The organism is Microbacterium trichothecenolyticum, assembly GCF_041938625.1.
In the GTDB taxonomy this organism is placed as follows: Bacteria; Actinomycetota; Actinomycetes; order Actinomycetales; family Microbacteriaceae; genus Microbacterium; species Microbacterium trichothecenolyticum_D.
Window position 1 is genome coordinate 3,194,256 of the sequence record NZ_CP169427.1, and the last position, 21,788, is coordinate 3,216,043.

The window sequence follows — 21,788 nt, forward strand, 5'->3', positions numbered from 1 at the left end:
CACGCTAGCCCGCGGCATCCGTTCCTCCCGTGCGCGACGCGCGCCAGTGCACGAACGAGCCGAGCGGGTCCACCGCGGCGAGCGCCGCGCCGTCGCGGCCGAGCACGAAGCCGTCCCACGAGGAGACGTCGACGGGCGGATGCCACCGGTGGTGCTGGGCCGGCGGGTCGATGGTGACCCACACCGCGTCGAGGGTGCGCACGGTATCGAGAAGGCGCTCGCGACCCGTCCACGGGATGTGCGGCAGCACGCCCGGCGTCGTGACCACGAGCGTCGCGCCGGCGGGCGCGAGCGCGGCGGCGGCGCGCAGCACCCCCGGGTCGGACGCGTCGCCGGCGATCAGGTGCGGCGGGTCCACGGCTGCGATGTCGAGGGCGGCGGCGATCCGCTCCGTCCTTCCGCTCTCCCCGGGCCATACGAGGCTCGTGAGGAACCGCCGGTCGCCCGCGTCCGCGGCATCCAGCGGCTCGAGGTCGATCCCGGCGCGCCACACGACCTCCGGCAGCCGCAGCGGCGGTTCGCCGGTGACGTCGCACTCCAGCACGACGGTCGAGGCGCCGCCTCCGGGGTCCAGCGTCACGACGCCGTCGCTCCCCCGGTAGCGGTACGAATAGCGGTCGGGGTACAGGCACAGCCCGCCACTCGCCCCGAGCTCGAGCAGCGCGATCGGGCCGTTGATCGTCGCGAGAGCGGGGAGCAGAGCCGCGCATCGCTGCGGCTCGTTGGTCTGCAGACGGCGGACGGATGCCTCGGCCACGACCTCGTCGGCATGCTCGACGAGCCACGCCGCCCAGGCCGGGAACGCACTCTCGGGCGCACCGAGCATGCGGGTGACCGCGAACACGAGCGGCGGCTGCCGCCGCGTGGCGGGGATGCGCGCGAGGATCGCGGCGAGCTCCCGATCGGCGGCGACCCCGTCCGCCCACTCGGCGTAGAGCGCGGAACGGCCGGGCGCCTCGTCGCGTGCGAAGCGGGCGTAGCGCTCGACGACCGCGTCGGTCTCCTTTCCCCCCGTCTGATTCACCACCCCGCCATCCTCCCGCACCCGCGCCGCTGTCCATTCCCGCGAGACGACGGTGAAGCCGACGGCGACCCGCCCCACCGCACCGGCCGCTGGGGTTGAATGGAGGGTGGCCGTCGTGCGCGGCCGAGGAGGAACCATGACCTACGCCGTCGACAAGAGCGACGCCCAGTGGCGCGAAGACCTGACCGCCGACCAGTACGCCGTCCTGCGCCAGGCGGGCACCGAGCGGCCGTGGACGGGCGAGCTGCTCGACGAGAGCCGCGCCGGCCTCTACACGTGCGCGGCCTGCGGTGCCGAGCTGTTCCAGAGCGGCACGAAGTTCGACTCCCACTGCGGCTGGCCGAGCTTTTACGAGTCGATCCGCCCGGAGGCGGTCGAGCTCATCGAGGACGACAGCCACGGCATGGTGCGCACCGAGGTGCGGTGCGCGAACTGCGGCTCGCACCTGGGCCACGTGTTCCCCGACGGCTTCGGCACGCCGACCGGCGACCGCTACTGCATGAACTCGATCTCGCTGCAGTTCACGCCCGACGACCAGGCGGGAGCGGCGTGATGTCCGGCGCACTCGACGCCGCGCTCGCACGGCGGTCGTGGTCGAAGGTCACCGATGAGGCGCCGACGCACGAGGAACTCCTCGACTTCGTCGCCGCCGCCGGGCGCGTCGCCGACCACAAGTCGCTGCACCCGTGGCGGCTCATCGAGCTGCGCGGCGCCGACCGCCGGCGTCTGGGCAAGGCGCTCAACAAGGCCGAAGGTCATAAGGGCTCGTCGTCCAAGCCGATGCGCGCGCCGCTGATCATCGCGGTGGTGGCGAGCTACAGCAAGACGCACAAGGTGCCGCGGTGGGAGCAGGAGGCCGTCGCCTCCGGCGTCGCGCACCTCCTGAGCCTGGTGCTCGACGAGGCCGGCTGGGGCGTCTTCTGGCGCACCGCCGGCGAGAACACCCGGTCGAAGGTCGTGGCGAAGGCCCACGGCCTCAAGAAGAACGAAGAGCTCCTCGGCTGGCTGTACGTCGGCGGCAAGCCGAAGCGCTCGCGTCCGACGCGCCGCAAGGGCGTCGACGCCACCCGCTTCGTCAGCCGCATGCCGAAGGGCTGACACGCGGGCCGGGACGCGGCCTCAGCAGAAGCCGGCGATCCCGTTCCACGCCGGGTGGTCCCCGGTGACGCCCTCGCGCAGCACCGCCGCCTCGATCAGTCCGTACGGGCGATCGGCGGCGTAGAACACCTCGTCGGGGTTGTCGAGCCCGAACGGCGTGAGGTCGACCGCGAAGTGGTGCAGGTTCGGCATCGAGAAGCGGATCTCGTCGATCTCGGCGAACGCCTCGAGCACGCGCCGGCCCATCTCGTAGAGCGTCTGCTGCAGGGCCAGCGAGTGGGTCTCGGCGAACGCCTCGAGGAGCAGGCGCCGGACGTCGGCGAACGCCTCGTCGAAGTCGATGTCGAGGCTGCGATAGCGCCACCTCGCCGTCACCGAGGTCGCCAGGATGCGGTCATCCGTCTCAGCCAGCGTCGTGTAGCGGTCGCGCACGAACCCGCGGAACTCCGAGCCCGTCGACTTCAGCACCGCGAGGTCGCGCAGCCCCGAGATGACCGTCGCCTCGGCGCCGACGAACGTGACCACGGCCGTGCGGACCTCGGTGCCGCCCCGCACGAACGAGTGGTCGTGCCCCTTGCCGTCCACGGGGATGCGGCTCCAGGGGTACTGCTCGACCTCCCAGCGTCCGCCGGTGACCCACGCGAACTCGCCGGTGAAATGGCGCCCCAGCCGCAGCAGGAACTCCTCGGGCGCGCCGACGCCGTCGCGGGCGAAGGCGAACACCGTGTTCTTCTGCGTGTCGGTGGCGACGATGCGGGCGTTGTCGCCCTCGATGTGGGCCGCCGTGAAGTCACCACGAAGCTGCGACGTCACGGCGAGGTCGGTGATCGAGTGCCGCAGGCCGTCGCGGTCGACCCGGACGAGCCGCACCTCGGCCTTGCCGTACTGGTTCGCGCCGAGCACGATGCCAGGCTCGGTCATGTCAGTTCCCCCGGTAGGTGGAGTACGCGAACGGGCTGAGCAGCAGCGGCACGTGGTAGTGCTGGCCGCCGTCGGCGACGGCGAAGTCGATCGACACGACCGGGTAGAACGTGGCGCGCCCCGTCTGGGCGAAGTACTCTCCGGTCGCGAACGTGAGCCCATATGTGCCGGGCTCGAGGCGCTCCGGGCCGAGATCCGAGATCCGGCCCGCCTCGTCGGTGACGCCGGACGCGATCTCGATGCCGTCGTCTCCGGTGAGCACCACGCCGACGCCGCGCGCAGGGCCTCCGAGCGCAGCATCCAACACGTGCGTCGTGATCTGGCTCATGAACCGATGATCCCTTCCCGTCGGAGGAGGGCGATCTGCCGCAGCTGCTCCGCGACGACCGCGATCTCCTGTTGCTCAGTGTGGGCCAGTCGTGCGCTCAGCGCATCGAGGATCTCGTCGGCGCTGCGGGCTGCCGCCCGGATCAGGAAGACGCGCGAGGTCCGGTGGGCTCAGGCGGCGAGCTGGGCGCGGAGGCGGTCGACGTGACCGTTGGGGTCGACCCGGTACTCGGCGGACTGCACCGTGCCCTCGGCATCCAGCACGAAGGTCGAGCGGATGAGGCCGACGCGCTCCTCGCCGCCCACGACCTTCGTTCCCCACACACCCCACGCCTCGGCGACGGCGTGGTCCTCGTCCGAGAGGAGCGGGAACTGCAGCTGCTCGGCCTCGGCCCACTCGGCGAGACGCTCGACCGAGTCGGGCGAGACGCCGACGACGGCGACCCCCGCCGCCTGCAGCGACGCGAGGTTGTCGCGGAAATCGCACGCCTCGGTCGTGCAGCCGGGCGTGAAGGCGGCCGGGTAGAAGTACACGACGAGGCGGCGGCCCGCGAAGTCCTCGGGCCGCACCACCGTGCCGGTGGAGTCGGGCAGCGCGAAGCCGGGGTTCGCGTCGCCGGCCTGAAGCTGCGTGCTGGTCTGCGGGGTGTGGTCGGCCATGTCGTGCGTCCCTTCGATGGTTCGTCGCTCTGCGGCGCCGGTCACGAGGTGGGGTGCACCCCGAACGCGAGCGCCAGCTTCTCGATCTTCTGCGCCCGGCCGAGCCGGGGCAAGTCGCTGCCGTCACGGACCACGCGGCCACGGCCCTCGAAGTCGGCGAGGAAGTCCAGGGCCCACAGCACCTCGCTCGGCGTGGGGCAGATGACCTCGTTGATGACGGGAGCCTGCTCGGCGGCGAGACAGAGCTTTCCGGTCATGCCCATCGACACCGTGATCGCGGAGTGCTCGCGCAGCGTCGGCATGCTGTTGCCCACGGTGGGGCCGTCGATCGGGCCCGGCAGGTTGCCCACGCGGCTCGCGACGACCATGCGCGCACGCGGGTAGGCCATCGCCTCGGCATCCGCGCTCATGCCGGTGTCGCGGCGGAAGTCGCCGCTGCCGAACGCGAGGCGGAAGGCACCGCGGGCGCGCGCGATGTGGGCGGCGTCCTCCATGCCCAGCGCCGACTCGACGAGCGCCACCACGGGCACGTTGCCGCCGAGGCGGTCGAACGAGCTCGTCACCTGGTCGGCCGACTCGGTCTTGGCGAGCATGATGCCGAGGAGCGACGGGATGCCCGCGAGGGCCGCGAGGTCGTCGGCCCAGAACGGGCTGAGCGCGTCGTTGACGCGCACCCACGCGCGACCGCCGCCGCGGAGCCAGTCGGTGACGTCCTGCCGGGCCTGCGGCTTGTTGCTCGGGTCGACGGCATCCTCGATGTCGAGCACGACCGCGTCTGCCCGCGACGCCGCCATGTCGTCGAACGACGCGGGCCGGGTACCCGGAACGAGCAGCCACGAGCGTGCGATCGACGGGTCCACCGCGCGATGGCGCGCCGGACGCGTGGTGATCAGCGACCGCAGGTCGTCCTCTGCCTCCAGGACTTCCGCGCCGCTGCCATAGGGATCTGCCGACATCTCACTCTTCTTCCGTATCGTCACGTCTCACCCGGCCGGAGGGCGGCCGGTGTCGGCGCTCAGGCCGCGTCTCGACGCAGCAGGCGACCGCGGGGCTCGGCGGAGTCGACCCGTTCACCCCGCAGGAAGGTCTCGCGGACGACGCCCGACAGGGCCCGGCCGTCGTACGGCGAGAGGGGAATCTTGTGGTGCAGACGGGCGACGTCGACGACGAACCCGGCGTCGGGTGCGAAACACCGACAGGTCGGCGTCGAAGCCGAGCGCGATCCTGCCCTTGCGGGCGAGGCCTGTGAGGGCCGCCGGACGCGCCGACATCCATTCCACCACCTTCTCCATTCAGATGCCTCTTCGTTGCGGGTGTCAGGTGAGCCGGATCTGGCGGTTGACGTCCTTGTACAGCAGGTAGCGGAAGGGCTCGGGGCCGCCGGCGTAGCAGGCCTGCGGGCAGAAGGCCCGGAGCAGCATGTAGTCGCCGGCCTCGCACTCCACCCAGTCGTCGTTGAGCCGGTACACCGCCTTGCCCTGCAGCACGTAGAGGCCGTGCTCCATGACGTGCGTCTCGGCGAACGGGATCGACCCGCCGGGCTGGAAGGTCGCGATGTTGACGTGCATGTCGTGCGAGAGATCGCCGGGATCGACGAAGCGGGTCGTCGCCCACGCGCCGTCGGTGTCGGGCATGGCCCGCGGTTCGACGTCCTGATCCCTCGTCACGAACGACGTCGGCACTGCCACGCCGTCGATCCGCTCGTACGCTTTGCGGATCCAGTGGAAGCTCGTCGGCCCGTCGCCGTCGTTGGCGAGCGACCACCTCGCACCCGGTGCGAGGAACGCGTACCCGCCCGGCTCGAGCACGTGGCGCTCCGCCCCGAGCGTGAGCGTGAGCGCGCCTGCCGTGACGAAGATCACTCCCTCGACGCCGCCCTCGGACTCTGGTGTCGTGGCGCCCCCACCGGGCGCGATCTCGACGATCAGCTGGGCGAACGTCGTCGCGGACCCCGGGATCGGGCGCGCGAGGATCCAGGACCGCGTGTTCGTGAAGCCGGGGAGGTTGCTCGTCACGATGTCGCGCAGCACGCCCTTCGGGATGAACGTGTACGCCTGCTTCACGATGGCCCGGTCGGTGAGGAGTGCGGTCTGCGGCGGGAGTCCGCCCCGCGGCGTGTAGTAGCTCATGCGCGCTCCTCGGTGGCGTGCGTCGCATGCGCGAGCGCGGCGAGCGCCGCGAGGTCGAGGCCCGCGCCCTGCGTCAGGTCGCGCTCGGTGATCGCCGCGCAGGCGACGCCGCGGACCAGGAACGCCGCGAGCGCGCGGGCGGTCGCGGGCTCGTCGAGCACCCCGCCCGGCACGCGATCGACGTAGGCGCGCAGGCGCGCGGCGGCCGGCGCGAATCCTTCGCGATAGAAGCGGACGTTGGCGACGAAGCGCGGCACGAGCTGCGCCGGGTGCAGATCCCAGCCCTGGAAGAACCCGCGCGCCAGCGACCGACGCGTGAGCCGCGCGCTGAGGAGCCAGGCCGCGCGCACGGCGTCCGCATCGCCGACCGGCAGGATGTTCGTCGACCCATCCGACAGCCGCACGCCGGTCTGCGCCGCCGCCAGCTGCATCACGTTCTTGGCGTGGTCCGCCGCCGGGTGGTCCAGCGACTGGTGCCCCGGGGCGATGCCGAGCGCGGCGCTGTAGTCGTAGGTGCCGTAGTGCAGCCCACTCACCCGGCCCTCGGCGGCGTGGATCGCACGGGGCAGCGGCGAGGTCCCGTCGGCGCCGAGCACGATCTGCGGGGTCTCGACCTGCAGCTCGAACCGTAGCCGTCCCGCGGCGAGCCCGTGGTGCTGCTCGAGGAGGTCGCACAGCCGCGCCATCGCCTCGACCTGCGCCACCGTGGTCACCTTCGGCAGCGTGAGCATGAGACCGTCCGGCAGATCGCCGGCTTCGAGCATCGTCGCCAAGAAGAGATCGAGAGAACGGATGCTGCGCCCGCGCGTCGGCCGCTCCAATCCCTTGATGCGGATCCCGAAGAAGGGTGGCGCCTCGCCGCCCGCGACGGCCTCGACCAGCCGCCCCGCCGCGCGACGGACGTCCGCGTCCTCGGCCTGGTCGCCGCGATCGCCGTAGCCGTCCTCGAAGTCGAGGCGGAGGTCTTCGATCGGCTCCGACGCGAGCTTCGCCGCGACGAGGGCAGCGACGTCGTCGGCGAACTCCTCGGGCACGCCGAGGTCTCGCGCGACGGCATCCATGCCACCGTGGGCGGCGACCGCGTCGAGCGCGGCAGCGCCCCACTCGGCCGTGAGCGCCGGGGTGTACCGGTCGGCGGGCACATAGACCGTGTGCACGGGCTGCCGGGTGACGTCATCGCCCGGGTAGCGTCGGGCGAGGAGCCGATCAGCCGGCTCCAGGAAGTGGTCGATGTGCGCGAGGTCGTCCGGCGTCAGCGCGGGTCCTGTCATCGCAGGCTCGTCCGGCCGGGCGCCGTCGTGGGCGCGCGACGGGAGGGTGCGGTGCGGCGGTGACCCCTTCGGCACGGTCTCAGCATGCCACCCTGCGGTGCGACACGGGGTGCGGAGACCGCGAGCCGTCGTCAGTGGCCGCGGCGCGGCATCCGTCTCCACGGCACGGCCGCGACGACCACCGACAGGATCGCGAGCGTCGACATGATGAGGGAGGCGCCGAGCGTCGGCGCCTCCTCGGTCGGCCAGATCGCGTCGATCAGCACCGAGGTGACGACCTGGCCGACGACCGTGCCGAGACCGAGGAGCAGTACGCCGGTGTAGGGCACGAGCGCGGCCGCGAGGAAGATGTACGTCACGCCGATCACGCCACCGAGGTACAGCCACGGGTCGGACGGGAAGGACGTCGGCGGGCCGGCCACCGCGGTGTGGATGAGCTCGGCGACGCCGAGCACCGCCGTGCCGCCGATGAAGTTCACGAGGGTCGCCGTCAGCGGCGTGCCGACGCGCTGGCGCAGCCGGCCGTTGACCGCGGACTGCCACGCGATCCCGGCGCCGACGAGGAAGGGCAGGACGAGGAGCACCGGCGGGGCATGCGCGCCGCCCGCGAGCGATACGCCCGCGGCCAGCACCGCGAGCGCTCCGCCGACGAGGCGCGCGGGCGTGACCGCGACGATCCCAGCCGGGCCGATTCCGGCGCGGTCCAGCAGCAGGCCGCTCACCGCCTGGCCCGCGACCACGCCCACCGTGAACAACGCCACGCCGATGATGCCGACCGCGAGCGACTGGGTGGCGACCGAAAGCGCACCGGCGACCCCGCCGCACAGCATCCAGAGAGGGATGCTGCGCGCCTTGAGCCCGGTGACCAGCGCGCCGAATCCGCGCCGCCCCTGCGGGATCGCCGCCGACAGCAGGACGACCACGATGAGACCCGAGCCGAACGAGATCACGGCCGCGGCGAACCCGTCGCCGATCCGGACGCCGAGCTGGCCGTTGATCCGCGCCTGCACAGCGGTGAGGACGCCGATGAGCGCCGCGCCGCCGAGTCCGATCCAGACGGGCAGGCGGCGTGCGGTCACCCGATCCATCCTCTCCTGCCCATCGGGCTGGAGAGGGCCGCCGGGCGCGGTCCCCGCGGCGAGTCCCGGGAAGCTGGAGCCGACTACGGGACTTGAACCCGTAACCCCCGTATTACAAGTACGGTGCGCTACCAATTGCGCCAAGTCGGCAGAGCGCCCAGTCTAGCGGCGCTCGCGCGTGGCACCCGTCAAGGGGACGGCGTAGGCGTGGGCGTGGGCGTCGGCGTGCCCTTGAAGTACGCGTCGCTCGCCACGGTCAGGACGAACTGCGCGAACTCCTTGGGGTCGTCGAGCTTGCCGACGTACTGCGTGCCGTTGACCAGCACCATCGGGGTGCCGGTCAGGGCCACGCCGTCCGTGTCGGGGAGCTCCTTCAGCGCCTGCTCGGTCGCCGACTTCGCCCACGACGCGTACGACTGGTCCTCGATGCACGCGCGCACGACCTTGGGGCTGTCGAGCCCGGTCGCCTGCGCGAGCGTCGCCAGCTCATCATCGGTGAGTCCGTCGGAGTCGACTTCCGGCTGCTGGCGCAGCAGCGCGTCGTTGAACGCGAAGAAGTAGTCAGGCGCGTGCTGGGCGACGCAGGCGGCGGCGCCGGCGGCGCGGAGGGAGTACTTCGTGCCGTTCGACTTCGCGGTGAGCATGGCGACCGGGTAGTACGCCAGGGTCGCGGCGCCGTTGTCGACCCACGTGGACAGCTGCTTCATGTTCGCGAGCTGGAACTCGCGCGAGCCCGTCGAGAGGTAGTCCACGTACACGCGGATGTCGACCGCCGGCGCCTCCGTCGGTGTCGCGGTGGGGGTCGGCTCGGTCTCGGGGGCCGTGCTCGCCTCGCCGTCGACGAGGCCGCCGACGCCGGGGTCGTCGGCGACGCCGGCTCCGGTCACGTCGGTCACGACGAACCCGCCGTCGACGCCCTTCGCCGGGCTCATCGTCGGCTTCGACGCGCTCGACGAGACGGTCCAGGTCACCACGACGGCGATGACGGCCACGAACGCGACCGCGACGGCGACGAGCGACGTCCGTCGGATCAGGCGCGCTCGCGACTGGCGCGCCTTCACCTGCTGCGCCTTCTCACGCACGGCGTCGCGGCGCTCGCTGGGCGCGGCGTTCGGTGACTCGTCGCTCGACATGGAACCTCTCGGGGCGAAAGTGGGCCGGTCATCCGGCGGGGCCAGGCGGGAAAGCGGCCGTCCACGATGCTAGTCAGCCACCCTGGGAAATGCCCAGACGCAAGCTCCGCGCGCGCCGTGTCATACTGTTCCTTGCGCCCGATGGCGGGCGTGCGGGTAAAGCCCCCGCTCATTCCTCACTACGGATCGTCCGGCACGTACCTGCCGGTGAAGGAGAAGAGAACATGGCGTCCGTCACGTTTGACAACGCAACTCGTCTGTACCCCGGGGGCACTCGCCCCGCTGTGGACAAGCTCAACCTCGAGGTCGGTGACGGGGAGTTCCTCGTTCTCGTCGGCCCGTCGGGTTGTGGAAAGTCCACGTCGCTGCGCATGCTGGCCGGCCTCGAAGAGGTCAACTCGGGCCGCATCCTGATCGGCGACCGCGACGTCACCGACGTCCCCCCGAAGGACCGCGACATCGCGATGGTCTTCCAGAACTACGCGCTGTACCCGCACATGACGGTCGCCGAGAACATGGGCTTCGCGCTCAAGATCGCCGGCGTCGGCAAGGAGGAGCGCGCCGCGCGCGTCCTCGAGGCCGCCAAGCTCCTCGACCTCGAGCAGTACCTCACCCGCAAGCCGAAGGCCCTCTCGGGCGGTCAGCGTCAGCGCGTCGCGATGGGCCGCGCGATCGTCCGCCAGCCCCAGGTCTTCCTCATGGACGAGCCGCTGTCGAACCTCGACGCGAAGCTCCGCGTCCAGACCCGCACCCAGATCGCGTCGCTGCAGCGCCGCCTCGGCGTCACCACGGTCTACGTCACGCATGACCAGACCGAGGCCCTCACCATGGGCGACCGCATCGCGGTCCTCAAGGACGGCCTCCTCCAGCAGGTCGGCACGCCGCGCGACCTGTACGAGAAGCCGAACAACGTGTTCGTCGCCGGCTTCATCGGCTCGCCGGCCATGAACCTCTTCCCGGCCCACATCGCGGAAGGCGGCGTGCAGTTCGGTGACACGGTCGTGGGCGTCGAGGCCGACACGCTCGGCAAGGCGCACGGCTCCGAGGTCACCATCGGCGTCCGTCCGGAGGACATCCAGGTCGCTCCCGCCGACGGCAAGGGCCTCGAGGTCGTCGTCGACCTCGTCGAGGAGCTCGGCGCCGACGGCTACCTCTACGGTCACGCCGACGTCGCCGGCAAGCGCACCGACATCGTCGCCCGCGTCGACGGCCGCCGTCACCCGATCGCTGGCGACAAGGTCATGCTCGCGCCGGTGCCCGGACACGTCCACGTGTTCGACATCGAGTCGGGCGAGCGCCTGACCGACAAGGCGATCGCCGCGGCGTAAACGCTGATTCGTTCGCGACGGCGCGGGTGGGAGAATCTTCCCCCCGCGCCGTCGCTCGTTTCCCAGGAGGGTATGTGCCTGACGCCCTGAGCATCACCGCCTCGAGCGTCGATCCGGGACTGCTGACGCTGCCGTGGTCGACGCCGCTCGGCGACTGGCCGTCGAGCCACATCGTCTTCCTGCCGAAGGGCATCTCGCGCCACCTGGTGCGGTTCGCCAACCTCTCGGGTCGCGTGGTCGCCATCAAAGAGACCACGCAGGCCATGGCACAGCGCGAGTACGACATGCTCGGCAACCTCGCCCGCCTGGATGTGCCGTGCGTCGAGCGCGTCGCCGTGATCGCCGGGAGGACGGATGCTGCGGGCGAGGCGCTTCCCGCGGCTCTGGTGACCGCGCACCTGAAGTTCTCACTCCCCTACCGCGCCCTGTTCACGCAGGTGCTGCGCCCCGACACGGCCACCCGGCTCGTGGATGCGCTCGCCCTGCTCCTGGTGCGCCTCCACAACGTGGGCTTCTTCTGGGGCGACGTCTCGCTGTCGAATACGCTGTTCCGCCGCGACGCGGGCGCCTTCGCCGCCTACCTCGTCGACGCAGAGACCGGAGAGCTGCACGAGAGCGGCCTGACGCCGGGTCAGCGTGCGCATGACCTCGACGTCGCCCGCACCAACATCGCCGGCGAGATCATGGACCTCGAAGCCGGCGGGCGCCTCGAGGGCGGCGTCGACGCGATCGCGATCGCGGACGGCATCGTGTCGTCGTACCACTCGCTGTGGGCCGCCCTCACCGACGAGGAGACGTTCCGCGCCGACGAGGCGTACCGGCTCACCGAACGCGTGCAGCGGCTGAACGACCTCGGGTTCGACATCGGCGAGATGTCGATCCAGACGACGGCGGACGGCACTCGCGTGTCGATCCAGCCGAAGGTCGTCGACTCCGGCCACCATCAGCGGCGCCTGCTGCGCCTCACGGGGCTCGACGTCGAGGAGAACCAGGCGCGACGCCTGCTCAACGACCTCGACGAGTTCCGCGTGCGCATCTCCCGTCTCGGAGACGACGAGGAGATGGTCGCGCACGAGTGGCTGACCCGTGTCTTCGAGCCGGTCGTCAAGGCGATCCCGTGGGACCTGCGCTCGAAGCTCGAGCCCGCCGAGGTGTTCCACCAGCTGCTCGAGCACCGCTGGTACCTGTCGCAGGCCAAGGGCAAATCGGCGCCCCTCGCCGAGTCGCTGACGAGCTACATCGACAACGTGCTCCGACACCGCCGCGACGAGGCGACGCTGATGGGGCCGCCCACCGAGACCGTGTCGCTGTCCGTCATCACGTCGCCGAACCCCGTCATCGACGACGAGGAGGACGAGATCGACTGGCGCGACCTGGTCTGACCTGGAGCGTCAGTAACCGACGGTGAACCGCTTGCGGGGGTGCTGCGGGTTCTCGATCTCGTCGACGACAGCCACGGCGAGGTCCTCGCCGGAGATGTACGACTCCCCCTCGGCGTCGGTGACGATCACGTCGCCGCCGGTGCGGTACTCGCCGGTGCGCTCCCCCGGGTTGTAGGCCCCGAAGCCGCCGGCCGGGTGGATATAGAACCAGTCCAGGGACTCGGGACCCTCCTTGAGGTCCTCGAGGACGCCGATCGCCTCGAGCGCCTCCGCCTTGTAGTCCTCGGAGAAGGAGGGCAGGTCGACGACCCGCTCGCCGCCCTCCGTCACGAGGCTGCCGCCGGCGCCGCCGATCACGCCGAGGCGCACACCGTCGGGAAGAAGGCTCGCCAGCGCTGCGATGTTCGGACGCACCAGGCCCTGCATCTCGCCGCGCGGAGCGACCGCCGAGACGACGACGTCGACGCCCTCGATCTGGGCGAGCAGATCGGGGACATCGGTGAGCGACCCCTCGATGTACATCGCCCCGGCATGGCGCTCGGCGGGGATGCGCCGCGCGATCGACAGGACGCTGTGCCCCCGGCTCACCGCCTCGCCGACGATGTGACGGCCGGCGTATCCCGAGCCTCCGATGACGGCGATGCGTGCCATGTGCTGCCTTTCGACGTAGGGTCTCGCCGGCGTGCGCCGGCTCTGCAAGATGGGGCGGACTCAGGCGGGACGGGCGGCGCCCCGGATCGTCGAGACCTGGTACAGGGCGACGGATGCCGCGATCCCGGCGTTGAGCGATTCGGTGGCCGACGAGATCGGGATCGACACGATCTGGTCGCAGGTCTCGGTGACCAGGCGCGAGAGGCCCTTGCCTTCAGAGCCCACCACGATCACGACGGGACGGTCGGCGAGCTCCAGCTCCGGAAGCGAGACGTCTCCGCCGCCATCGAGGCCGAGCACGAACACGCCCTGCTTCTTGAAGTCCTTGAGCATCGCGGTGAGGTTCGAGGCGAGGGCGACCGGCACGCGCGCGGCCGCGCCCGCACTCGTCTTCCACGCGGCCGAGTTGACGCTGGCCGAGCGGCGTTGCGGCACGATGACCGCCTGCCCGCCGAAGGCGGCGGTGGAGCGGAGGATCGCGCCCAGGTTGCGCGGGTCGGTGATGCCGTCGAGCGCGACGAACAGCGGGGTCTGCCCCGAGTCGATGACCTGCTCGAGCAGGTCCTGCGGGTGGCCGTACTCGTACGGCGGCACCTTGAGCGCGACACCCTGGTGCACGCCGTCGAACCCGGCCATGCGGTCGAGCTCGGGGCGGGTCACCTCGAGCACGGGGATGTCGCGGTGCGTGGCGATGGCCAGCATCTCCTTGACGCGGTCGTCCATCTCGACGCGCTGCGCGATGTAGAAAGCGGTCGCGGGGATCTTGGCGCGCAGCGCCTCGAGCACCGAGTTGCGGCCGGTGACCGTCTCGGTGTCGTCGTCCTTCTTCGCGGGGCGCGACGAGCGCGGAGCCGGCTGGCCCGGCTTGCCCTTGCCGCCGGCGGCCGCGTACCGCTCAGCGGCGGCCTTGCGCTTGCCGGCGGGGTGCCACGCGCGGTCCTCCGCCTTGGGTGTGGGCCCGCGACCCTCGAGGGACCGCTTGTTCTTTCCGCCGGTGCCCTTGGTGGGACCCTTCTTGCTGCTCTTGCTGGCGCCGGGGCGTCCTGGCTTGGCCATCAGTTCTCCTTCATGCGGGCCGCGGCCCGTCCGTTGCTCTCCGCCGGGCGAGAAGAGTCGGCGACACTCCAGTGCGTCCCGTCGGGACCGTCTTCGAGGGCGATGCCGGCCGCCGCGATCGCGTCGCGGATGCGGTCGGCTGCCGCCCAGTCCTTCGCCGCGCGCGCATCGGCGCGCTGGGCGATCATCGTCTTGACCAGTGCGTCGAGAGCGGATGCCTCGGCCGAGGCGTCGGTCGACCGCCAGTGCGGGTCGAGGGGGTCGATGCCGAGCACGCCCGCCATGACGGCGACGTCGGCGAACGCCCGAAGCGCCGCGTCGCGGTCGCCCGCGTCGAGTGCGGAGTTGCCGTCACGCACGGTCTCGTGCAGCACCGCGAGCGCCTGGGGCACGCCGAGGTCGTCGTCCAGTGCTGCGGCGAACGCGGCGGGGACTGCAGCATCCACTCGTACGTCCTCCGTGGTGCGCAGCATCCGGATCGCGCGCTCGAGGAAGGTGCGGATGCGCTCGAGCGCCGCCTCGGCCTCGTCGAACGTCGACGGGGTGATGTCGAGGCTGGACCGGTAGTGCGCCGCGGCGAGCGCGTAGCGCACCACGAGGGGGTCGCGCTCGCGGAGCAGGTCCTCGGCGAGGACGAAGTTGAAGAGCGACTTCGACATCTTCTGCGCGCCGACGGTCACGAGGCCGTTGTGCACCCAGTACCGTGCGAAGCCGTCGCCGGCCGCCGTGGACTGCGCCAGCTCGTTCTCGTGGTGGGGGAAGCGCAGGTCGAGCCCGCCACCGTGGATGTCGAACTCCGCGCCGAGGTAGCGGCGCGCCATCGCGGAGCACTCGATGTGCCAGCCCGGGCGGCCCGCGCCCCACGGCGAAGCCCAGGTCGCCGATGCCGGCTCGTCGGCTTTCGCGCCCTTCCAGAGGGCGAAGTCGCGGGGGTCGCGCTTGCCACGCGGATCGGCGTCCGCGGCCGGCTCCATCGCGTCGATCGACTGGTTCGTGAGCGACCCGTAGTCGGACCACGACCGGACGTCGAAGTAGACGTCGCCCGCAGCATCCGTGTCCCGGGCCGCGGCATAGGCATGACCCGCCTCGACGAGCCGCTGGATGAGCTCCTGCATCTGCGGGATCGACGCCGTCGCCCGCGGCTCGTAGGTCGGCGGGAGGATGCCGATCGCGGTGTACGCGCGGGTGAACTCGAGCTCCATGCGGTACGCGAGCGCCCACCAGGGCTCGCCATCCGTGGCGTTCGCGAGCACCTTGTCGTCGATGTCGGTGACATTGCGCACGAAGGTGACGCGGCCGTAGCGGTGGGTGAGCCAGCGGCGCAGGATGTCGAAGCTCAGCGCACCGCGCAGGTGCCCGATGTGGGGACCGGACTGCACCGTCGGACCGCATACGTAGATCGTGACGTTTCCGGGGTCGAGGGGCACGAAATCGCGCAGGGTCTGCGCCTTGGTGTCGTACAGCTGAACCGTCACCGCACCAGCCTACCGGCGGGCACCACGGCGACCCCTGAGAGACCTGTGGGGGCACGCGGGCGGAAGGCACCGATTCGGATAGGGGCATGCCGGCGGAGCGCGCCGACTCGGGTATAAACAGTGGGTGCATGCGCTCGCCGTCCTCGCCGCCGCGCTGCTGTTCGGCACGACCGGCACCTCGCAGGCGCTCGGCCCCGACGGCACCACTCCCCTGTCGATCGGCGTGATGCGCATGGTGATCGGCGGCACCGGTCTGGCGATCATCGCCTTCTCGCTCGCCGCGCGCCACGCCCGGCACCGGCCGGCGGGCACGGTCCGCCCGCGATGGGGCCTGCGTCCCGTCCTGCTCATGGTCCTGACGGGCGCGTGCCTCGCGCTGTACCAGCCCCTGTTCTTCCTCGGCACCGAGCGCAATGGCGTCGCGGTCGGGACTGTCGTCGCCCTCGGCTCCGCACCGATCCTCGCGGGTCTTCTGGAGTGGGCGCTGACACGTCGGATGCCGACACTCACGTGGATGGGCGCGACCGCCCTCGCGACGATCGGTGTGGTGCTGCTCGGCTTGGGCGGCGCGGCGGGCGCGGGCGGCGGAACGGATCCGCTGGGGCTGCTCGGATCCATCGGCGCGGGCGCCTCGTTCGCGGTGATCGCCAACGCCCAGCGTCGGCTGCTCGACGACGGCTGGGATCCCTTCACCGTCGTCGGCGCCATGGGTGCGAGCTCGGCGATGATCTGCGCGTTCGCGCTGCCCTTCGTCGACGTGGCCTGGCTCGGCACGACGTCGGGCGTGGTGATGACGCTCTGGCTGGGACTCGCGACCGTCTCGATCGCGTACGTGCTGTTCACCTGGGGGCTCAGCGGACTCACCGCGGCCGCGGCGGCGACCCTCACCCTCGGCGAACCGCTGACGGCGAGTGTGCTCGGCATCGTCGTGCTCGGCGAGCGGCTGTCGGCGCTCGCGATCGTCGGACTCGTCGTCCTCGCCGCGGGGCTCGCGCTCCTCGCGTGGGGGTCCCGCGCCCCGCGCGACCCCGCTCCCTACGCCGTCGAGGCGTGAGGCCCCCGGCGGCGGGAAACACGGTGGAAACCGGCGCCTGGCACACTGGGCGCGACATGCAGCGCACCATCGAGATCCGCACCGACGACCTGACCGGCGAAGCCACCCGGCGCCTCATCGCCCTCCACCTCGAGGGGATGCACGACACGTCTCCTCCCGAGAGCGTGCATGCCCTCGACATCGATGCGCTGCGGCATCCGTCCCTGTCGGTCTGGACGGCCTGGATCGACGGCGAGCTCGCGGGCGTGGGCGCGCTGAAAGCACTCGACGCCGACCGGGGCGAGATCAAGTCGATGCGCGCGGACGACCGGTTCCGCGGCGCCGGCGTCGGCCGCGCGCTGCTGCGCCACATCGTCGAGGCCGCCCGGCACCGGGGCATGTCGAGCCTGTGGCTCGAGACCGGCACCACGGAGGACTTCGTCCCCGCCCAGCGCCTCTACGAGAGCGAGGGCTTCGTGTACTGCGGCCCCTTCGGGGACTACGCCCTCGACCCGTTCTCGGTCTTCATGACCCGCACTCTCTGACCCGCTTCCTGAATCAGTTCACTTGCGCTGCATGCGCCGATTGCTCCTTCTGACGAGCGCAAGTGAAGCGAGAGGACGGCGAGGCGACGAGGGCCGTCAGGCCGGGACGACGAGGGCGACCGCGAAAGCTGACACGCCCTCACCCTGCCCGGTGAAGCCGAGGCCATCGGTGGTCGTCGCCGACACCGACACCGCCGCACCGCCGAGCGCGGCCGAGAGCGCCCGCTCAGCTTCGGTACGGCGCGCGGCGAAGCGCGGACGATTGGCCTGAACCTGCACCGACACGTTGCCGACGCGCCAGCCCGCTTCTCCGAGGAGCGCGACGGTGCGCGTGAGGAACGCGTCGGCATGCGCGCCGGCGTACTCGGGGTGTTCGGTGCCGAAGTGCGTGCCGATGTCGCCGAGACCCGCAGCGGCGAGCAGCGCGTCGACGATCGCGTGGGCGACGGCGTCCCCGTCGGAGTGTCCCGACAGCGGGGCCTCGCCCGGCCACTCGAGCCCCGCGAGCCACAGCGTGCCCGCGCCGCCGAACGCGTGGACGTCGGTGCCGACGCCGACGCGCGGGAGCGCAGGACCGCTGCCGAGGTGCGCCGCGGCGTGTGGCACGGGCTCGGCGATCAGGTGGCGGGCACGGTCGAGGTCTGCGGCGGTGGTGATCTTGAAGGCGAGCGGATGCCCCGGCACGGCCACGACCGCATGCCCGGCCTCCGCGACCAGGGCGGCGTCGTCCGTGAAGTCCTCGACGGCGGCGTCATATGCCGCGTCGAGCACATCTCGCCCGAAGCCCTGTGGCGTCTGTGCGGCGGCGAGCTCGGCACGATCGACCGCGGCGACGACCTCGTCGCCCGCCACGCGCTTGATGGTGTCGATCACCGGCAGCACGGGGATCGCGCCTGCCGCGCCGCCGTCGATCGCGTCGATGACGCGCTCGAAGACCTCGGGCGGGGTGAGTGCGCGCGCCGCATCGTGGACCAGCACGACCTCGACATCGGCCCACAGTGCCGCCAGACCGGCGGCCACCGAGGCCTGCCGGGTGTCGCCGCCCGCGACCACCGACACCAGGTCGCGACGCTCCCCCGCGGTAGCCAGCGCCTCGCTCAGGGCGTCGCCCTCGCGCCCGACGGGTGCGACGATCACGACCTGCGAGAGCGGGGCGGCGAACACACCCTCCAGGGCGTGCCGCAGGATGCTGCTCCCGTCGATGCCGACGAATGCCTTCGGCTCTCCGGCCCCCAGGCGGGTGCCGGATCCGGCGGCCACGACGATGACGCCGACGCGCGGCACGGGAGTGATGCTCACCCGTTCACGCTATCGCGATCGCCGGGGGGCGCCGCGCACGGCCGGTCCCTGCGGAATCGGGCGCACACAGCAGAACGGCGCCCCGTAGGGCGCCGTTCCAGGAGTCTCAGCTCGCGAGGACCTCGTCGAGAAGGACGCTCGCCTTCTCCTCGTCGGTCTTCTCGGCCAGGGCGAGCTCGGAGATCAGGATCTGCTTCGCCTTGGCGAGCATGCGCTTCTCTCCGGCCGACAGGCCGCGGTCCTGATCGCGGCGCCAGAGGTCGCGCACGACCTCGCTGACCTTGATGACGTCACCGGAGGCGAGCTTCTCGAGGTTCGCCTTGTAGCGGCGCGACCAGTTGGTCGGCTCCTCCGTGAAGGGAGCACGCAGCACCTCGAAGACCTTGTCGAGGCCCTCCTTGCCGATGACGTCTCGGACGCCGACCAGGTCGACGTTCTCTGCGGGGACTTCGATGATGAGATCACCCTGCGTGACGTTGAGCTTCAGGTACTTCTTCGTCTCGCCCTTGATGATCCGGTCTTTGACCTCGATGATCGTAGCCGCCCCGTGGTGGGGGTAGACGACCGTCTCGCCAACCTCAAAAAGCATGGAGTTATGTCCTTTCGGCAACCTCCAGGATACCACAGGCGAAATACGCTAAGGTTCTCCGCCCTCCGGCCGAAGCGGTGCTCCGCGCGGTCCATCGCGAGCCCCTAGAATGCTGAAGAACCGTCATCCGTCTTATGGAGGATCCGTGAATCGCCGCCTCATCGCGTCGCTGGCCATCGGGGGCGCACTCGTCCTCACGACGACCGGGTGCAGCATGATCTCGCCGCAGGCGACCACGATCCCCTACTCGGCCGCGGAGGGCACCAACGTCCACGAGGCCGGCCCCATCGAGGTGCGCAACGCCCAGATCGTCGCGAACGAGGACGGCTCCGAGGGCAACTTCGTCGCCGCCCTCATCAACCAGACCGAGGACTCGCACACGCTGAACATCGAGTTCGGCGAGAGCGGCCCCACCCTGACCGTGCGGGTGCCGGCGAACACGACCGTGAGCCTCGGCTCCGACGAGGACGAGCCGCTGCTCGTCGAGGACCTCGACGCCCTCCCCGGCACCGACGTCACCACGTTCTTCCAGTCCGGCGACTCCGAGGGCGCACTGGCCTCCGTGCCCGTGCTGGACGGCACTCTGGACTACCTCGCGCCGCTCGCTCCCTGAGCGGGCTCGCACAGACACGGAAGAGGGCGCCCCACCAAGGGACGCCCTCTTCCGTGTCTGTGGTGCGTCAGCCCTCGAAGCGATAGCCGAGCCCGCGCACGGTCACCAGCATCTCGGGCGAGCCCGGGTTCTTCTCGATGCGGGAGCGGATGCGCTTGATGTGGACGTCCAGCGTCTTCGTGTCGCCGAAGTAGTCACTCCCCCACACGCGGTCGATGAGCTGGCCGCGCGTGAGCACGCGGCCGGCGTTACGCATGAGCACCTCGAGCAGCTCGAATTCCTTGAGAGGCATGTTGATCTCCCCGCCTTCGACCGCGACGGTGTGACGGTCGATGTCGAGGACGACCCGGCCGCCCTCCAGCACCCGATCCTCGAGGTCGGCGTCGATCTGCGAGAACCGGCGCAGCACCGCGCGCATGCGCGCGAGCAGCTCACGGGCGGAGTACGGCTTGGTGACGTAGTCGTCCGCGCCGAGCTCGAGGCCCACCACGATGTCGACCTCGGAGTCCTTCGCGGTGAGCATGATGATGGGAACGGCGGAGTTGATCCGGATCTGGCGGCACACCTCCGTGCCCGGCATCCCGGGCAGCATGAGGTCGAGCAGCACGATGTCGGCGCCGCGCTCGCGGAAGGCGGTCAGGGCGGTCGGGCCGTCCTCGGCGATCTCGACCTCGTAGCCTTCGCGGCGAAGGAGGTAAGCGAGCGGGTCGGCGAGGTCTGGCTCGTCCTCGACGATCAGGACGCGGGTCATGCGGGGTCTCCATTCGCGACGGATGCGGGGTTCTTGCCGCCGGCAGGACCGGCGGGAGTCTGTGAGGCGGCGGACTTGGCGGCCCGTGCGGGAGTGTGCTTCGTTGTCGGCGCGCTCTTCGGGGCCGGGGCGGGGTCGACCGCCGACAGGGCAGGCGCTGCGACGGACGCGGCCTCGGCAGCCGGCACGTCAGCGGCGACCGGCCGCTTCTTCTTGCGCCCGCGCTTGGGCGCCGGCTCGAGGGCGGGCGCGTCGATCTGAGGCAGGCGGATGGTGAAGGTCGATCCGCGGCCGGGACGCGACCACAGGCGCACCTCGCCGCCGTGGCGCTGCACCGCATGCTTGACGATCGACAGTCCCAGGCCGCTGCCACCGGTGCGGCGTGCCCGTGCGGGGTCGGATCGGTAGAAGCGCTCGAAGACCCGGTCCTGCTCCCCTTCGGCGATCCCGATGCCGCGATCGGTCACGGCGATCTCGACGATGCGATCGACTGCCTTGATGCCGACGCCGACGCTCGAGCCCCGCGGTGAGTAGGCGATCGCGTTCGCGATGAGGTTGCCGACGGCTTCGCTCAGCACCTGCGCGTCGCCGTGGACGTACAGTCCCCGCGCTCCACCCCGCATCACCTCGACGCCGGCCGAGTCCGCCTGGATCGCGTGCGCATCGAGCGCGGACGCGACGACCTCGTCGATCGACACATCCTGCCGCGGGAGCTCGTCCGCAGCCTGCAGCCGCGACAGATTCATGATGCGCGACGTCAGCAGCGCGAGCCGGTTCGCCTCGGCCTGCAGCCGCGTCGCGAAGATCCGCACCTGCGGCGGGTCGTCGGCGGCCGACTCGATCGCCTCGGCGAGCAGACTCACGGCACCGACGGGTGTCTTCAGCTCGTGGCTCGTGTTCGCCACGAAGTCGCGCCGCATCTCCTCCACCCGTTCGCGCTCCGAGATGTCGCGCAGCACGAGGAGGGTGAGCCGGGGCGAGATGCGCGACGCGCGCACGGCCACGAGGCGCGGCTCAGCCGGCGGGGCGCCGCGGCGCAGTCGCATCGTCTCGGTGGCGCTCGACTCGGTGGACTCCGCGTCGCCGGTGCGCACGCGGCGCGCGAGAGTGCGCAGCTCGTCGGTGGGCAGTGTGCCGCCCTCGAGCAGCTCGAACGCCGCCGCCGCGGAAGATGCCGCGAGGACGGTGAACGATGCGTCGACGACGACCGCCGGGTCGTCCATGCCGTGGAGGACTCCGCGCACGCCGTCCGGGATCTCGACCGATGTCTGCGCGTGCGCACGGTCGCGTGCCCGCATCGACGCGACGACGACGGCGGAGATCGAACCGCCGATGATGATCCCCGCGAGGAGGGCGAGCAGCGCGAGCTGCGTCGTGTCCATGCCACCAGCGTAGGGGCACGCCCGACGCGATGACGGACGGTC

At 71.3% G+C, this 21,788-nt stretch carries 24 protein-coding genes and 1 tRNA gene; 7 read left to right on the forward strand and 18 right to left on the reverse strand.

The genetic code is table 11. From position 1 onward, the window contains the following. Nucleotides 1-4 precede the first annotated feature (4 nt). Complete coding sequence (locus ACEYYH_RS14805) at nucleotides 5-1,027, reverse strand: DUF2332 family protein (RefSeq protein WP_374975100.1); 1,023 nt, start codon at nucleotides 1,025-1,027, stop codon at nucleotides 5-7. A 133-nt stretch (nucleotides 1,028-1,160) separates the two neighbouring features. Between ACEYYH_RS14805 and msrB the strand changes: the two genes are divergently transcribed. Further along, nucleotides 1,161-1,577 (forward strand): peptide-methionine (R)-S-oxide reductase MsrB, encoded by a 417-nt coding sequence (gene msrB, locus ACEYYH_RS14810; RefSeq protein ID WP_374975101.1) that lies wholly within the window; start codon nucleotides 1,161-1,163, stop codon nucleotides 1,575-1,577. Further along, nucleotides 1,577-2,122 (forward strand): nitroreductase family protein, encoded by a 546-nt coding sequence (locus ACEYYH_RS14815; RefSeq protein ID WP_374975102.1) that lies wholly within the window; start codon nucleotides 1,577-1,579, stop codon nucleotides 2,120-2,122. Before msrB ends, ACEYYH_RS14815 begins: the two co-directional genes overlap by 1 nt. 21 nt (nucleotides 2,123-2,143) lie before the next feature. Here the strand turns inward: ACEYYH_RS14815 and pucL are convergent, their stop codons facing one another. From pucL to ACEYYH_RS14865, 10 genes are all read right to left on the reverse strand, one after another. Continuing rightward, nucleotides 2,144-3,043 carry a factor-independent urate hydroxylase gene (pucL, locus tag ACEYYH_RS14820; protein ID WP_374975103.1) on the reverse strand — a complete coding sequence of 300 codons (900 nt, stop codon included), beginning with the start codon at nucleotides 3,041-3,043 and terminating at the stop codon, nucleotides 2,144-2,146. Nucleotide 3,044: 1 nt separating this feature from the next. Further along, nucleotides 3,045-3,371 carry a hydroxyisourate hydrolase gene (gene uraH / locus ACEYYH_RS14825; RefSeq protein ID WP_374975104.1) on the reverse strand — a complete coding sequence of 109 codons (327 nt, stop codon included), beginning with the start codon at nucleotides 3,369-3,371 and terminating at the stop codon, nucleotides 3,045-3,047. Next, entirely contained in the window at nucleotides 3,368-3,517 is a 150-nt protein-coding gene (locus ACEYYH_RS14830; protein ID WP_374978239.1) for a 2-oxo-4-hydroxy-4-carboxy-5-ureidoimidazoline decarboxylase, read from the reverse strand. Before ACEYYH_RS14830 ends, uraH begins: the two co-directional genes overlap by 4 nt. 24 nt (nucleotides 3,518-3,541) lie before the next feature. Further along, nucleotides 3,542-4,030 carry a thioredoxin-dependent thiol peroxidase gene (bcp, locus tag ACEYYH_RS14835; protein WP_374975105.1) on the reverse strand — a complete coding sequence of 163 codons (489 nt, stop codon included), beginning with the start codon at nucleotides 4,028-4,030 and terminating at the stop codon, nucleotides 3,542-3,544. Between the two features lie 41 nt (nucleotides 4,031-4,071). After that, nucleotides 4,072-4,986, reverse strand: a complete 915-nt coding sequence (locus ACEYYH_RS14840; protein ID WP_374975106.1) for an HpcH/HpaI aldolase/citrate lyase family protein — start codon at nucleotides 4,984-4,986, stop codon at nucleotides 4,072-4,074. A 360-nt stretch (nucleotides 4,987-5,346) separates the two neighbouring features. Further along, nucleotides 5,347-6,159, reverse strand: coding sequence for a bifunctional allantoicase/(S)-ureidoglycine aminohydrolase (locus ACEYYH_RS14845; protein WP_374975107.1), 813 nt, complete (start codon nucleotides 6,157-6,159; stop codon nucleotides 5,347-5,349). Next, on the reverse strand, nucleotides 6,156-7,430 hold the full coding sequence (locus ACEYYH_RS14850) for an aldolase (RefSeq protein ID WP_374975108.1): 1,275 nt from the start codon (nucleotides 7,428-7,430) through the stop codon (nucleotides 6,156-6,158). The genes ACEYYH_RS14845 and ACEYYH_RS14850 overlap by 4 nt, the downstream gene beginning before the upstream one ends. Before the next feature lie 131 nt (nucleotides 7,431-7,561). Beyond that, nucleotides 7,562-8,509 carry a DMT family transporter gene (locus ACEYYH_RS14855; RefSeq protein ID WP_374975109.1) on the reverse strand — a complete coding sequence of 316 codons (948 nt, stop codon included), beginning with the start codon at nucleotides 8,507-8,509 and terminating at the stop codon, nucleotides 7,562-7,564. Nucleotides 8,510-8,583: 74 nt separating this feature from the next. Then, nucleotides 8,584-8,659, reverse strand: a tRNA-Thr gene (locus tag ACEYYH_RS14860). A gap of 38 nt (nucleotides 8,660-8,697) precedes the next feature. Next, nucleotides 8,698-9,642 carry a DsbA family protein gene (locus tag ACEYYH_RS14865; protein WP_374975110.1) on the reverse strand — a complete coding sequence of 315 codons (945 nt, stop codon included), beginning with the start codon at nucleotides 9,640-9,642 and terminating at the stop codon, nucleotides 8,698-8,700. 224 nt (nucleotides 9,643-9,866) lie between these two features. Here ACEYYH_RS14865 and ACEYYH_RS14870 point away from each other — a divergent pair, with 224 nt between their 5' ends. Both ACEYYH_RS14870 and ACEYYH_RS14875 read left to right on the forward strand, forming a co-directional pair. Continuing rightward, nucleotides 9,867-10,970: an ABC transporter ATP-binding protein gene (locus tag ACEYYH_RS14870; protein WP_374975111.1), complete on the forward strand. Its 1,104-nt coding sequence runs from the start codon at nucleotides 9,867-9,869 to the stop codon at nucleotides 10,968-10,970. A 74-nt stretch (nucleotides 10,971-11,044) separates the two neighbouring features. Continuing rightward, nucleotides 11,045-12,352, forward strand: coding sequence for a DUF4032 domain-containing protein (locus tag ACEYYH_RS14875; protein ID WP_374975112.1), 1,308 nt, complete (start codon nucleotides 11,045-11,047; stop codon nucleotides 12,350-12,352). A 9-nt stretch (nucleotides 12,353-12,361) separates the two neighbouring features. On the opposite strand, the gene ACEYYH_RS14880 is transcribed toward ACEYYH_RS14875, so the two are convergent. The 3 genes from ACEYYH_RS14880 to cysS are packed head-to-tail and all read right to left on the reverse strand — an operon-like array spanning nucleotide 12,362 to nucleotide 15,534. Beyond that, nucleotides 12,362-13,003 (reverse strand): NAD(P)-dependent oxidoreductase, encoded by a 642-nt coding sequence (locus ACEYYH_RS14880; protein WP_374975113.1) that lies wholly within the window; start codon nucleotides 13,001-13,003, stop codon nucleotides 12,362-12,364. Nucleotides 13,004-13,063: 60 nt separating this feature from the next. Further along, nucleotides 13,064-14,059, reverse strand: a complete 996-nt coding sequence (rlmB, locus tag ACEYYH_RS14885) for a 23S rRNA (guanosine(2251)-2'-O)-methyltransferase RlmB (protein ID WP_374975114.1) — start codon at nucleotides 14,057-14,059, stop codon at nucleotides 13,064-13,066. Then, entirely contained in the window at nucleotides 14,059-15,534 is a 1,476-nt protein-coding gene (gene cysS / locus ACEYYH_RS14890; RefSeq protein ID WP_374975115.1) for a cysteine--tRNA ligase, read from the reverse strand. The genes rlmB and cysS overlap by 1 nt, the downstream gene beginning before the upstream one ends. Before the next feature lie 124 nt (nucleotides 15,535-15,658). On the opposite strand from cysS, the gene ACEYYH_RS14895 reads away from it, so the two are divergent. Next, nucleotides 15,659-16,588, forward strand: a complete 930-nt coding sequence (locus tag ACEYYH_RS14895; protein WP_374975116.1) for a DMT family transporter — start codon at nucleotides 15,659-15,661, stop codon at nucleotides 16,586-16,588. A 56-nt stretch (nucleotides 16,589-16,644) separates the two neighbouring features. Then, complete coding sequence (locus tag ACEYYH_RS14900) at nucleotides 16,645-17,112, forward strand: GNAT family N-acetyltransferase (protein ID WP_374975117.1); 468 nt, start codon at nucleotides 16,645-16,647, stop codon at nucleotides 17,110-17,112. A 96-nt stretch (nucleotides 17,113-17,208) separates the two neighbouring features. Here the strand turns inward: ACEYYH_RS14900 and ispD are convergent, their stop codons facing one another. Together ispD and ACEYYH_RS14910 are read right to left on the reverse strand one after the other, a co-directional pair. After that, nucleotides 17,209-18,411 (reverse strand): 2-C-methyl-D-erythritol 4-phosphate cytidylyltransferase, encoded by a 1,203-nt coding sequence (gene ispD, locus ACEYYH_RS14905; protein ID WP_374975118.1) that lies wholly within the window; start codon nucleotides 18,409-18,411, stop codon nucleotides 17,209-17,211. Nucleotides 18,412-18,517: 106 nt separating this feature from the next. Beyond that, on the reverse strand, nucleotides 18,518-19,000 hold the full coding sequence (locus tag ACEYYH_RS14910; RefSeq protein WP_045298114.1) for a CarD family transcriptional regulator: 483 nt from the start codon (nucleotides 18,998-19,000) through the stop codon (nucleotides 18,518-18,520). A gap of 145 nt (nucleotides 19,001-19,145) precedes the next feature. Between ACEYYH_RS14910 and ACEYYH_RS14915 the strand changes: the two genes are divergently transcribed. Further along, nucleotides 19,146-19,613 carry a DNA modification methylase gene (locus ACEYYH_RS14915; RefSeq protein WP_116196146.1) on the forward strand — a complete coding sequence of 156 codons (468 nt, stop codon included), beginning with the start codon at nucleotides 19,146-19,148 and terminating at the stop codon, nucleotides 19,611-19,613. A 67-nt stretch (nucleotides 19,614-19,680) separates the two neighbouring features. Here the strand turns inward: ACEYYH_RS14915 and ACEYYH_RS14920 are convergent, their stop codons facing one another. Continuing rightward, the gene (locus ACEYYH_RS14920) at nucleotides 19,681-20,364 is read right to left on the reverse strand and encodes a response regulator transcription factor (protein ID WP_116196145.1); all 684 of its coding nucleotides are present in this window, start codon (nucleotides 20,362-20,364) and stop codon (nucleotides 19,681-19,683) included. After that, entirely contained in the window at nucleotides 20,361-21,746 is a 1,386-nt protein-coding gene (locus tag ACEYYH_RS14925) for an ATP-binding protein (protein WP_374975119.1), read from the reverse strand. The genes ACEYYH_RS14920 and ACEYYH_RS14925 overlap by 4 nt, the downstream gene beginning before the upstream one ends. Nucleotides 21,747-21,788: the final 42 nt, after the last annotated feature.